Origin of the sequence: Burkholderia sp. Bp9140 (genome assembly GCF_003853425.1) — a bacterium.
Classification (GTDB): Bacteria; Pseudomonadota; Gammaproteobacteria; order Burkholderiales; family Burkholderiaceae; genus Burkholderia.
On record NZ_QTPQ01000014.1, the window covers coordinates 147,456 to 159,449 of the forward strand.

General features: G+C 66.9%; 13 protein-coding genes, 1 tRNA gene, 1 pseudogene and 1 riboswitch. Of the genes and pseudogenes, 6 read left to right on the forward strand and 9 right to left on the reverse strand.

Going from position 1 to position 11,994, the window contains the following annotated elements; translation table 11 throughout:
• Positions 1-3: 3 nt before the first annotated feature.
• From DIE21_RS14195 to DIE21_RS14215, 5 genes are read left to right on the forward strand one after another with little or no spacing between them, the layout of a single operon-like run.
• Positions 4-1,020, forward strand: coding sequence for a hypothetical protein (locus tag DIE21_RS14195; RefSeq protein WP_260432479.1), 1,017 nt, complete (start codon positions 4-6; stop codon positions 1,018-1,020).
• Positions 1,017-1,766: a hypothetical protein gene (locus DIE21_RS14200; RefSeq protein WP_124498293.1), complete on the forward strand. Its 750-nt coding sequence runs from the start codon at positions 1,017-1,019 to the stop codon at positions 1,764-1,766. The genes DIE21_RS14195 and DIE21_RS14200 overlap by 4 nt, the downstream gene beginning before the upstream one ends.
• Positions 1,763-2,917 carry a hypothetical protein gene (locus tag DIE21_RS14205; RefSeq protein WP_124498294.1) on the forward strand — a complete coding sequence of 385 codons (1,155 nt, stop codon included), beginning with the start codon at positions 1,763-1,765 and terminating at the stop codon, positions 2,915-2,917. Before DIE21_RS14200 ends, DIE21_RS14205 begins: the two co-directional genes overlap by 4 nt.
• Entirely contained in the window at positions 2,914-3,534 is a 621-nt protein-coding gene (locus DIE21_RS14210; protein ID WP_260432480.1) for a phosphatase PAP2 family protein, read from the forward strand. Before DIE21_RS14205 ends, DIE21_RS14210 begins: the two co-directional genes overlap by 4 nt.
• Complete coding sequence (locus DIE21_RS14215) at positions 3,531-4,478, forward strand: fatty acid desaturase family protein (RefSeq protein WP_124498295.1); 948 nt, start codon at positions 3,531-3,533, stop codon at positions 4,476-4,478. The genes DIE21_RS14210 and DIE21_RS14215 overlap by 4 nt, the downstream gene beginning before the upstream one ends.
• 190 nt (positions 4,479-4,668) lie before the next feature.
• Here the strand turns inward: DIE21_RS14215 and DIE21_RS14220 are convergent.
• The 9 genes from DIE21_RS14220 to DIE21_RS14260 all read right to left on the reverse strand — a co-directional run bounded on the left by DIE21_RS14220 (position 4,669) and on the right by DIE21_RS14260 (position 11,245).
• Positions 4,669-4,745 (reverse strand) — tRNA-Lys (locus tag DIE21_RS14220).
• Between the two features lie 109 nt (positions 4,746-4,854).
• Positions 4,855-5,604 carry a tol-pal system protein YbgF gene (gene ybgF, locus DIE21_RS14225; protein WP_124498296.1) on the reverse strand — a complete coding sequence of 250 codons (750 nt, stop codon included), beginning with the start codon at positions 5,602-5,604 and terminating at the stop codon, positions 4,855-4,857.
• A gap of 19 nt (positions 5,605-5,623) precedes the next feature.
• The gene (pal, locus tag DIE21_RS14230; protein WP_043189435.1) at positions 5,624-6,136 is read right to left on the reverse strand and encodes a peptidoglycan-associated lipoprotein Pal; all 513 of its coding nucleotides are present in this window, start codon (positions 6,134-6,136) and stop codon (positions 5,624-5,626) included.
• Positions 6,137-6,153: 17 nt separating this feature from the next.
• Complete coding sequence (tolB, locus tag DIE21_RS14235) at positions 6,154-7,449, reverse strand: Tol-Pal system beta propeller repeat protein TolB (RefSeq protein ID WP_124498297.1); 1,296 nt, start codon at positions 7,447-7,449, stop codon at positions 6,154-6,156.
• 109 nt (positions 7,450-7,558) lie between these two features.
• Positions 7,559-8,626, reverse strand: a complete 1,068-nt coding sequence (gene tolA / locus DIE21_RS14240) for a cell envelope integrity protein TolA (protein WP_124498298.1) — start codon at positions 8,624-8,626, stop codon at positions 7,559-7,561.
• Entirely contained in the window at positions 8,623-9,072 is a 450-nt protein-coding gene (tolR, locus tag DIE21_RS14245) for a protein TolR (RefSeq protein ID WP_124498299.1), read from the reverse strand. Before tolR ends, tolA begins: the two co-directional genes overlap by 4 nt.
• 10 nt (positions 9,073-9,082) lie before the next feature.
• On the reverse strand, positions 9,083-9,760 hold the full coding sequence (gene tolQ, locus DIE21_RS14250) for a protein TolQ (RefSeq protein WP_010091489.1): 678 nt from the start codon (positions 9,758-9,760) through the stop codon (positions 9,083-9,085).
• A 144-nt stretch (positions 9,761-9,904) separates the two neighbouring features.
• Positions 9,905-10,390: a tol-pal system-associated acyl-CoA thioesterase gene (ybgC, locus tag DIE21_RS14255; protein WP_124498300.1), complete on the reverse strand. Its 486-nt coding sequence runs from the start codon at positions 10,388-10,390 to the stop codon at positions 9,905-9,907.
• A 108-nt stretch (positions 10,391-10,498) separates the two neighbouring features.
• On the reverse strand, positions 10,499-11,245 hold the full coding sequence (locus DIE21_RS14260) for an SDR family NAD(P)-dependent oxidoreductase (RefSeq protein WP_124498301.1): 747 nt from the start codon (positions 11,243-11,245) through the stop codon (positions 10,499-10,501).
• Between the two features lie 180 nt (positions 11,246-11,425).
• Positions 11,426-11,526, forward strand: a riboswitch (ZMP/ZTP riboswitch).
• A gap of 137 nt (positions 11,527-11,663) precedes the next feature.
• On the opposite strand from DIE21_RS14260, the pseudogene glyA reads away from it, so the two are divergent.
• A pseudogene (gene glyA / locus DIE21_RS14270) lies at positions 11,664-11,994 on the forward strand (serine hydroxymethyltransferase); the annotation flags it as partial.

Sequence of the window (11,994 nt, forward strand, 5' to 3'; positions counted from 1 at the left end):
ACCATGTCTTCTCTCGCCCCCCGTGTTGCCTGCCTCGCCCTGTTTGCCGCCAGCGTCGGCGCCCATGCCGCACCGGTCGATCGCGCGGGGCGCGGGATCTACCACTTCGCGTCGCAAAGCGGCTGCCCGTTCGCGCGCGCGGCCGCCGCGGACTGCAACCGCATCGCGCTCGATGCGCCCGACGTTCACGCGCGCATCGACACCGATGCGCACGCGATCGTTTTCTCGAGCGATGAGACGCGCCGCACGAAGGACGTGCTCGGCGACGTACTGCTGCACGGCACGGGCGTCGACGGCGAGGGCAGGCGCGTGCCGTTGAGCGTGCACGTGCTGCTGCGTCGCGACGGCGCGAAATGGGACCGCGACGTGTACGTCCATGCGCCGGTGCGTGGCACGTTCACCGATGTCCGGGTCGATCCGTATCGTGCGCGCGTGAAGGAGGGCGAGGGCGAGCGCGACGTGCTCACGCCGGACGAAACGCTGGCGCTGTTCGCACATCCGTCGCTGGCATCGCGGCTCGCGCGGCATCTCGTCAAGGTGAGTGCGACCGATCCGAAGCAGCCGTCCGCGGACGACATCACGATCGCGCTCGGCATCGGCGGCCTGACCCGATCGGTCGCGCGTGCGAGCTTTACGTCGAACGCGCCGCACGATGCCGACGTCGAGCGTGCACTCGCGTCCGGCACGTGGGCGATTCGGTTCGATGCGTTGAGCAACCGCATTCCGGTGTGGGTCGCACGGCGCGAGCTGTTCCTGTTCGGCCTCGACGGCAGCGCGCTCGTGAAGGACATGCGCGCGCGCGGCTTCAGGAAGAACGACCGGATCGAATTCGGCGCGCGCGACGGCAACGGCTATCTGCGCGTGAACGGCCGCGAGGAGGCATTCGCGGGTGCGGCCGCGTCCGCGCATGCGTTCATGCAGGAAAGCTTCATCGGCCTGATCCTCGGTTGGCGTCGCGATCCGGCCGCCGCTGCGGCTTCCGCGACGAAATCCGCATCCGTGCGGGGCGTGCCGGCATGACCGCGGCGGGTGAACTGCCGGCGTCGCTGCAGGCGGGGCACGACGCGCGCTTCGACTGTCTCGATGCGCCTGCGCCGCGCGGCACGGCGCGGGTGCGCGCATACCTCGTCGATCGCATCAAGCGGGCGGCGATCCGGCAGCTGCATCGCAGCACACATGGCGAGCGCTGGGTGCTGCGCATGTACCTGATCGGCGAGGAAGCGACCGAGTGCGCGTTGCACGAGGACTGGACCGGACAGCCACCGGACTGGCTTGCGCCGCGGATCGACCAGCATCTCGCGGACGAGCGTCGCCACGCGGCCGCGTTTGCCGAAGCGCTGCGCGTGCGTGGCGTCGCGCCGTCGACCGCGCGGCACGAGCCCGACTGGCTGAGCCGGCGCAAGATCGCGCGCTGGCGCCGGCTCGCGCAGCGCCATGCGCCGCATTTCGCGCAAGGCGTGCTCGTGCCGGCCTATGCGACGGGGCTGTGCGCGGAACAGATGGCGATGCGCGTGCTCGCGCGCCACTGCGCGACGATCGGCGCCGCGCATCCGCTGTATCCGTTGCTCTCGCGCGTGCTCGCCGACGAGACGCGGCATGTCCGGCTCTGCTCGGACACGCTGCGCCGTCTGGTTGCACCGTCCGAGACCGCGCATCTCGCCGCGTTGCTGAACGAGATCCGCGCGATCGAAGCCGGGTTCGGCGTAACGGGCGCGCTGGCGATGGTTGCGGCCGGCTGGCTCCAGTCGCTTCGTCCGCGCGCATGATGCCGCGGATCGTCTATCTCGCGACGGCCGACGCGCGCGGCCACCTGATGCGCGCACAACTGCTCGTGCACGCGTTGCGCGCGGCCGGCGCGCAGGTCGACGTGCTGACGACGTCCGATGCAGGGCAGGCGTTCCTGGCCGCGTTCGGCATCGACGCGGCGGTGCTGTCCCGTCACTACGCGGTGCAGTTCGACGCACGGCAGAACATGCTGCGCGACGCGACCGATCGCAATGTCGCGCACTACGTGTTCAGGCCGACGCGCATGCTGCGCGACATCGCTCGGCTGCGCGCGATCGTCCGCGATGCCGATCTCGTGATCAACGACTCGTTTCATCCGGCGCTGCTGTTCATGGGCGCGATGCCGGGCTGGCGGCGCCGCGTCGTCCATGTATATGGCGGCAGCCTGCGCCGCGCGTTGACCACGAATTTCGATGCGCGGCTGCCGCGCATGCTGGCGCGTGCTTTTGCGCGGGTCGTCGACTGGCAGATCGATTCGGCGCTGTGCTGCATCGAACACGATTTTGCGTACGACGCCGCCGACGAAGTCCGGCGGTCGCGCATGCATTGCCGGCTGCCGACGCCGGTGCAGGTCGTGGCCGAATTGCCCGCTTCGGAACCGGCTGCCGCCGCCGTTTATCTGAATCCGCACTTCCGCGATATCGCGCTCGCCGATGCGTTGTCGGCCGGCATGCGCGACGCGGGGCTCGCCACCCACCGCGTGGGCGAGGGCTACGCGGGGCACGACGGCTGGACTGGCGTCGACGCCGGCTGGGCGACGCGCGCCGCCCATGCACCGCTGATCGTGTCGGCACCCGGCATGGCCGCGCTGTCGATCGCGCGCGTGTATCACCGCCCGATCCTGCTCGTGCAGACCGATCAACCCGAGCAGGCGAGCAACGCCGCGCGCGCGGCCCGGCTGCAACTCGTGCACCGCGTCGTCACGTGGCGCGGCGATGCGGCCGCGTTCCGGCGGGAAGTCGGGCAGGCCGCGGCCGACCTGATGCGCAATCCCGGCACGCAGGCGGGAACGGTCGCCGGCCGCGAGCATGCGCGTGCGCGCGTCGACGCATGGACGTCGCGCCTCCTCGCGCTGCGTCCGCGTGCGCAGGCGGACGCAGCGGATACGCGATGCGAGGCGCCGGCGCCATGATGAACGCGCTGTCGTTTCGTGACGATCGCCGGCCTGATTTCCGGCAGATGCTGGCCGCGACGTTCGGCATGGCAGCCGGCCTCGCGATCTTCTTTCTGCTGGAGCGCGGCGTCACGCCGCGCTACGTGTTTGCCACGGCGATCGATGCGCGGATTCCGTTCATTGCGTGGTCGTGGTTCGTCTATGTCGGCTTCTTTCCGTTCGTGATTGCGCTTGCCGCGTATGCGCGGCCGCCCGCGTTCGCCGCGTTCAAGGAGGCCGTGCTGATTGCGTTCGTGCTCGGTGTCGTGTGCTTCCTGTTGTTTCCGGAAGCCGTGGCGCGACCCGACGTCGCGGAGATCGGCAACGCGTTCGTGCGCCACCGTCTCGCGCGCATGTGGCAGCTCGATCTCGCGGCCAACGGCTTTCCGAGCCTGCATGTCGCGGTGACGTGTCTTGCCTGCCGGATGCTGGCGGACCGGCGGCGGATCGTGACAGTGGCGATCGGCCTGCTGATCTGCGTGTCGACGTTGACGCTCAAGCAGCATACGGTTGCCGATGTACTGGGCGGCGTGGCGCTCGCGATGCTCAGTGCGCTGTGGGTCGAGCGGCGTTCGCCGCGCAGGAGGCTCGCGTGACGGATGCCCATGTTCACCATGCGGGGCCGAATGCCGGGCTGGCGCGGTTCATGCCCGATCCCGCGCTGTTTCGCGTGAGCGCGTCGCGCGTCGGCGCGGCGCTGGCGGGCGACTGGCTGATGATTGCCGCTGCGTGCGCGGTTGCGATCGCGTTTCAGCATCCGCTGGTGTACGCGATGGCCGCGATCGTGATCGCGCGCAGCCAGCTTGCGCTCGCGGTCATGATGCACGAAGGCGCGCACGGGTTGCTGGCGCGCAACCGGCGCGTCAACGACGCGCTGGGCCAGTTGTTCGCGGCCGGCCCGCTGTGGCTGTCGCTGCGCACGTATCGCGCAGGCCATCTGAAGCACCACCGCGCACCGATGCAGTCGGACGATCCGGTCGCGCTGCTGTTCGGCGTGCATGACTATCCGGTCACGCGCGGACGGCTGATCGGCCGCCTGCTCGCGTACGCGTGCGGGATCGGCTACGTGACGAGCGTCGTGAAACTCGCACGCGGCGAGTTTGCGCACGCGTTGCCGAAGGTCGGGAAGTCGCGCGCGTATGCCGCGTGGGAAGTCGCGTCGATGCTGGCCGGCAACGGTGTGCTGTTCGGCGCGCTCGCATTGGCCGGACATCCGCTGCTGTACGTCACGTTGTGGATCGTGCCATCCGTCACGCTGCTGCCGCTCGCCGGACAGGTGCGCGCGATCTTCGAGCACGCGGGGCTGCCGGCATGCGCCGACCAGAGCCGCAACGCGCGCACGATCGTCCGTCGTTCGTGGCAGACGTTCCTGTTCGGCCCGCACGCGATTCATTTTCATATCGAACATCACCTGTTCACGCGGATGCCGTTCCATAACCTGCCGGTCGTGCATCGGCAGCTCGCGCAGCGGCAGTTGCTGCCCGACGGCAATCTGTACGCGGGTTACGGTGCGGTGCTGCGCGACGTGAGTGGGCGTTGACGCGCGGGCGGGGGATGGCTGGCGTCGTCTGGCGCGAGAGCGATGAGCGATTCGACCGGGATCGGGGGCCGGGCGCCGGGCGCGACCGGGTGCGTCGCGAGCGTCATCGAGATTGTGCGCTCGACACCGCAAGCGACAGACGCAAAAAAGCCTCCGCGCGGGAGGCTTTAATTGCACTATCAAAGATAGTTGGTAGGGTGGGAGGGACTCGAACCCTCGACTCTCTGATTAAAAGTCAGATACTCTAACCAACTGAGTTACCACCCCACGTTCTTGAAACCTGTTGGTTCGTTGCTTCAACAACTTGGCAAGCGACCCAAAGAGCAAAAGATTATAGCGACGGGTTGCTGGGCTGTCAACAACCCGTCACGATAATTTATTTGATGCTCTCGATCTTGCCCTGCGCCGTCTGCGCAGCGTTCGATCCGGCGTACTGCGACACGACCTGCTCGAACGTCTTCTTCGCGGCCGCCTTCTGGCCCTGCTCGAGCTGGTTCGTACCGATCGCGACGAGCGCGTCGGCCGCGCGCGGATGCTGCGGATACTTGCTCACGATCGCTTGCCACGTCGCGGTCGAGCCGCGGTAGTCGCGCAGCGCGTATTGCGCATTGCCGAGCCAGTACTGCGCGGTCGGCTGGTGCGGGCTCTGCGGATACTTCGCGATGAAGCTGCGGAACGATGCCGCGGCCGCCTTGAAGTTGCCGTTGCGGAACTGCTGCTGCGCCGCGTTGAGCGCATCCATTTCACCCGGCTGCACGGTGCCTTCGACACCATCGATCGTCGCCTGTTGCGGCTCGAACTTCTTGAGTCGCGTGTCGAGATCCTGGTAGTACTCCTTCTGCTGCCGTTCGAGCGTCGTCAGCCGGTTCGTCAGGTCCTCGTTCTCGCCGCGCAGCGTCGCGACCTGCTGGTTCAGCTGGTCGATACGGCCGGATTGATCGAGGATCGTACGCTGGGCGGCGGACAACTGGCTGGACAGGTTGTCACTCTTGCTGCGCAGGTCGAGCACGGCGCGGCGCGCCTCATTGTCGTCGAACATGCCTGCGTGCGCCGGCGCGGCCGACCACGCCGCGCCGACGACGCAGAATGCTGCGGCCATGCGCAGCCAGGATACACGGTGCGTCATACGGCAACTCTTCCGTTACTTACTGTTGGTAGACGAGGTCGGCGCGACGGTTCTGCGCCCACGAGGCTTCGTCGTGACCCGATGCTTGCGGCTTTTCCTTGCCGAGGCTCACGGCTTCCATCTGCGAGTCGTTCACGCCGAGCAGTGCCATCGCGCGGCGGACGGCTTCCGCACGCTTCTGGCCCAGCGCGAGGTTGTACTCGCTCGTGCCGCGTTCGTCGGTGTTGCCCTGGATCAGCACGTGGCGCTGCGGGTGGCTCTTCAGGTACTGAGCGTGCTGCTGCATCAGCGGCTGATACTCGTCCTTCACCGAATAGCTGTCGAAGTCGAAGTAGATGCTGCGCTTCGCGAGCGGGCTGTTCGGATCGTTCAGCGGATCGACGTTCACTTGCGCGACGTTGTCGGCGCTCGGCTGCGTGCTCACCGCACCGCCGGCATTCGCCTTGTCGTCGAGCTTCACGCCCGACTTACACGCTGCGAGCGCGCTGATCATCATCACGGCCAGGGCCAGACGAGCTTTATTCGACATCATGGTTACTCTCCTTGTGGTCATTGCATGAAGGGCCCCCACGACGGCTCGCGAACGGAGCCGCCCTGGACGGACAGGATCTGCGGCGGCGCGCTGCCGTCGGAGGGCACTGCGGCCAGCACGTTGCGGCCACCCGACTGGGTAGCGTAGAGAAGGTACTGGCCGTTTGCCGCGAAGCTCGGCGATTCGTCGCGATTGGTATTCGTGATGGCGTTCGCCGCGCCGGTTTGCAGATCCTGAACGTACAGCTTGAAGCCCCCACCCGTGCGGGAGATGTAAGCGAGCAGCTTGCCGTCCGGGCTGATGCGCGGGCTGGTGTTGTAGCTGCCGGTGAAGGTCACGCGTTGTGCCGAGCCGGCGCTTTCGCCTTGCGCGGGCATCCGGTAGATCTGCGGCGCGCCGCCGCGATCGCTCGTGAAATAGATCCACTGGCCGTCCGGCGAGTAGAACGGCTCGGTGTCGATCGAGCTGCTCTGCGTGAGACGGCGCAGGCCACCGCCGTTCGCATTGACCGTATAGATTTGCGTATTGCCCGTCAGCGACAGCGCAACGGCCAGCGTGTTGCTGTCCGGCGACCACGCCGGCGCACTGTTGTTGCCCTTCTGGTCCGAGACCATGTAGCGGCGGCCGGTCGGCAGGTCATGGATGTAGACGATCGGCTTCTTGCGCTCGAACGACACGTACGCAACCTTCGTCCCGCTCGGCGACCAGGCCGGCGAGATGATCGGCTCGGTGCTCGACAGCGCGATGCGCGCGTTCTGGCCGTCCGAATCCGAGATCTGCAGCTGGTAGCGGTTGCCCGTCTTGATCACGTACGACAGGCGCGTGGCGAACACGCCGCGCACGCCGAGCAGCTTCTGGTAGATGTAGTCGGCGATCTTGTGGCCGGCCGTGCGCAGCGTGTTGTCGTTTGCCGTCAGCGACAGGCCGCCGAGGCTTTGCTGCTTCACGGTGTCGTACAGGATGAAGTTCACCTTGTACTGGCCGTTCGCTTCGCGGTTCACGCTGCCGGCGACGAACGCGTTCGCGCCCTTGGCCTTCCATGCGCCGAGATCGACCGAAGCGGTCTCGGGCACGGGCGTGCTGCCCGCGTCGATATTGGTGAATTTGCCGCTGCGGGCGAGGTCCGCGCGGACGATCGACGTGACCTGCTGCGGCAGGCCTGCCTCGTTCGCGAAGTTCGCGGTGGCGATGGGGAACTGGGTCGAACCGACGCCGGTGATCAGCACGTTGACCTGCGCGTTAGCGGCGCCGCCGGCCGCAATCAGACACGAGGCCACGAGTGCCCTGAAACCTAGTTTCGTCATCAAACTCATGCTTCTTGCTTCCCATGTGACTTGGATCGCTGCGCAAGCGCAGAGACAGTAAAAATACCCGATTCGTTCCCGTCCGGCAGCGACGCCCGGAGTGTAAGCGCATTTCCGCTCACTCCGCCGCCTTGAAGGTAATCGTAATACTGGACGGGGTATGACCGTCAGTATCGGGCGGTAACGGGACCGACGCCTGGATCGCATTGACGACCGCCTGATCCCACCCTGAATTTCCGCTCGGCCGCGAGACCGATACGCTCAGCAGGTCGCCCGAAGGCGTACAGCGGATTTTGACGATCGTCGTGAGCCCCTCACGCTCGCCACCCCAGACGATGTTCGGCTTCACGCGGCGGCGCACCTTGTCGGCATAGCCGGGCGACGCCGCATTGCCGCCGGAGCCCGTGCCGGTGCCGCTTTTCGCGAGCCCCTGGCCGCCGCCTTCGCCGGCGCCCGCGAGGCCCTGCATCTGCGCGAGACGCGTATTCCGCTCCCGGTCGAGCTTCGCCTTCGCTGCTGCATCGGCCTTCGCGCGCGCGGCCGCTTCGGCCTTTGCCTTCGCCTGGGCTTCCGCCTTCGCCTTCGCGGCCGCGTCGGCCTTGGCCTTCGCTGCCTCCTGGGCTTCCGCCTGCGCCTGCTTCTGTTGCTGCAGTTTCTGCTGCTGGAGTTTCTGCTGTTCGAGCTTCTGCTGCTCCATGAGCTGCTGTTGCTTGAGCTTGTCCGCCTGCTTCTGCTTGTCGCGGTCGGCGGCCTTCTGCGCGGCGAGCGCGGCGGCCTGCTGGGCCGCGAGCTGCTCGCGCCGGGTTTCCTCTTGCTGGGCCTTCAGTTGCTGCGCGCGGCGCTGCTGTTCGAGCAGCGCTTCGCGCGCGGCCGCTTCCTGCTGCCGCTTCTTCTGTTGCAGCGCGATGTCCGCCTGCTCGTCGCGGACCGGGGGAGGGGGCGGTGCGAGCTTCGCGGGCGGCGTGGGCGTGACGACGGGCCGCGGCGCGGGGACGTCGGGCACCTCGGTCCACAGCTCGGCTTCGGCGCCGGCCGGCGTGCTGTTCTGCCACTGCACGCCGTGATAGAGGAACAGCGCGAGCAACACGTGCATCAGCGCGGCGAGCGTGAACGCGCGCCAGGTGCCGCGCTCGCGAGGAGGCTGAGACGGGTAGCCGTTGCTGCGCGTGGATTGCTGCCGGTTCATTGCGATTTGACGAGGAGGCCGACGCGCTTGACGCCGCGCGCCTTCAGATCCGACATCACGGTCATGACCGCATCGTACTGCACGGTCTTGTCGGCCGCGATCACGACCGGCTGGTCAGGATGATCGGCCTGCCGGGCCACGATGAAGCTGTCGAGCTCGGCCTTGGTCATCGTGTCTTCCTGCGTCGCGCCGGCGTCGCCCTTGTACTTGACGCTCATCGTGCGGTCGGCCTTGATGTTGACGACGACGGGCGGCGTCTGTTCCTGTGGCGCTGCATTGCCGACGGTCGGCAGATTGATGATCGACGGGGCCACGAGCGGTGCCGTGACCATGAAGATCACGAGCAGCACCAGCATCACGTCGATGTACGGCACGACGTTGATGTCGGCCATCGCGCGGCGCGAGCGGCCGCCGCGCATGCTGGATCGAATGGGACTTCCTGCCATGGCGCGCTCCTTACTGGGCCTGACGCTGCAGGATGTTCGAGAACTCTTCGATGAAGGTCTCGAAGCGGATCGCGAGGCGGTCGATGTCGTGCGCGTAGCGGTTGTACGCGACCACCGCCGGAATCGCGGCGAACAGGCCGATCGCGGTGGCGACGAGCGCCTCGGCGATGCCCGGTGCGACGTTCGCGAGCGTGGCCTGCTGCACGTTCGCGAGGCCGCGGAACGAGTTCATGATCCCCCAGACGGTGCCGAACAGACCGATGTACGGGCTGACCGAGCCGACCGACGCGAGGAACGCGAGGTTTGCTTCGAGCACGTCCATTTCACGCTGGAACGACGCGCGCATCGCGCGGCGCGCGCCGTCGAGCACGAGGCCCGGGTCGCTGATGCGCTTTTCCTTCGCCTTCAGGAATTCACGCATCCCCGATTCGAAGATCCGCTCGAGCGCGCCGATCGTGTGGCGGTTGTTGGCCGCGCTCTGGTACAGCGCCTGCAGGTCGCCGCCCGACCAGAAATCCCTTTCGAAGCGTTCGGTCTGCGCGCGTGCGCGGCGGATCGCGAACCACTTGCGGAAGATGAAGGTCCACGACATCAGCGACAGCAGCAACAGCAGCCCCATCACGGCCTGGGCCAGCACGCTCGCGTTGAGGACGAGGGAAATGATCGACAGGTCTTGAGAAGTGTTCATAGAGGTTTGAGTAACGTCCCTTCGGGGATGTCCGGCGAGGGCGCACGAGGTGCATGCGGCGCGGCGCGCCGGCCAGGCCTGGCGCCGAACCTTGCTTAGTATCGATTCAGGAAGGCAAGTTCATAGGCTTTGTCTAAACGGTGCTCATCCGAGCTTCGTTGACAATACAGTCTGCCCGGCGTCGATGACGGGCCCGCGTTGCAGCACGTCGAGCACGACCGGCGGGATGGCCGCGGGCCGGATGCCGGTGCTGTCCACACAGCCGAGGCGGATGTGTCCGGCGACGAGCAGCGTGTCGCCACGCCAGGCTTCCTGTGCGAATTCCACCGATGCGCGGCCGATGCGTCCGGGCCGGCTCGTGATCGTCAGCGCGTCGTCGAGTCGCGCCGGTGCGCGGTAGTCGAGCGACGTGCTGCGGACGATGAAGATCGCGCCCGTGTCGTCGGCGAGCCGACGCTGGTCGATGCCGCACGCGCGCAGCCATTCGGTGCGGGCGCGCTCGAAGAATTTCAGGTAGTTGGCATAGAAGACGATGCCGCCTGCGTCGGTATCCTCGTAGTACACGCGTACCGGCCAGGTAAAGCCGGAGGGCGCGTCCGGGGAGCGGGTAGGCTGAGTCATGGCGCGCATTCTACCGGAAGGCCGAGGCCGGATTCGTAACCGATTCGTAACGGAATGTAGTACGTCGCAGCACACCGCGGGCCGGCCGGAGGCGGGCCCGCGGCTGCGCCCGCCATGTCAGCCGCGATGGATCGTGAGGCCGGCCGGGGCCTGGGCGACCGGCATCATCTCGATCGTGTTGATGTTGACGTGCGCAGGGCGCGTCGCGATCCAGTAGATCGTGTCGGCGATGTCCTCGGCCGTGAGCGGCTGGACGTTCTGGTAGACGTTCGCTGCCTTCGCATCGTCGCCGCGGAAGCGGACGTTCGAGAATTCCGTGCCGCCGCACAGGCCCGGCTCGATGTCGGTGACGCGCAACGGCGTGCCGATCAGGTCGGCGCGCAGGTTCAGGCTGAATTGTCTGACGAATGCCTTGGTTGCGCCGTATACGTTCCCGCCCGGGTACGGATAGGTGCCGGCTACCGAACCGAGATTGAAGATATGGCCGCGGCCTCGCGCAATCATCCCGGGCAGCAACGCGTGCGTGACGGTCACGAGGCCCGAGCAGTTCGTGTCGATCATGGTCTGCCACTCGTCGAGGCTGGCCTTCTGGGCCGGCTCGACGCCCAGCGCGAGACCGGCGTTGTTGACGAGCACGTCGAGTGCGGCGAATTCGGCGGGAAGGGCGGCCGGCACGGCTTCGACGGCCGCGCGGTCGCGCACGTCGAGCTCGAACGGCAGCAGCGCGTCGCCGAGTTCGGCCGCGAGCGTATCGAGACGATCCTTGCGGCGCGCGGTTGCGACGACACGGTGGCCGCCCTTGACGAAGGCACGGGCGATGGCGGCGCCGAAGCCGGCGGACGCGCCTGTGACGAACACGATCATTGCTGCTCCTGGTCGGTAACAAAGTAGCGGATAGTATCCCGCAAGCCTACTGAGATTGCCGCACCGCGGCAAGGCGCCAAAGCGCGTCGGCACGGGTGCGTAGAGTCTGGCCCTTATTGTTTCGGGGCCGCTGCCGTGCGGTTGCCTATTCATGACGCATCCAATACACTAACGCGCTCATCACCCCTGCGTGACTGGCGATAGAACCCTTCGGGTTCAAGGTGGAGCATCCCACCGTGAAGCGCGGGGCGCCGTTTTTGCCGTTCGCCTGGGCAGCCGTTGTGCGCCGTTGCGTGCATCGCCGGTGGCTGTCCTGTCTCGCGTCATACGGATTCTTCCGCCACGTCGAGCTGGTTCCGCCAGCAGCGCAATGTACTCGGCCGCCACGGTCAACCTGTACACACTTAACGGAAACCGTATGTTTGACAGAGCCCAAAGCACCATTGCGAACGTCGATCCCGAACTCTTTGCAGCGATCGAGCAGGAAAACCGCCGCCAGGAAGATCACATCGAGCTGATCGCGTCGGAAAACTACACGAGCCCGGCCGTGATGGCCGCCCAGGGCTCGCAGCTCACGAACAAGTACGCGGAAGGGTATCCGGGCAAGCGCTATTACGGCGGCTGCGAATACGTCGATATCGTCGAGCAGCTCGCGATCGACCGCGTGAAGCAGCTGTTCGGCGCGGAAGCCGCGAACGTGCAGCCGAACTCGGGTTCGCAGGCGAACCAGGGCGTGTTCTTCGCGATGC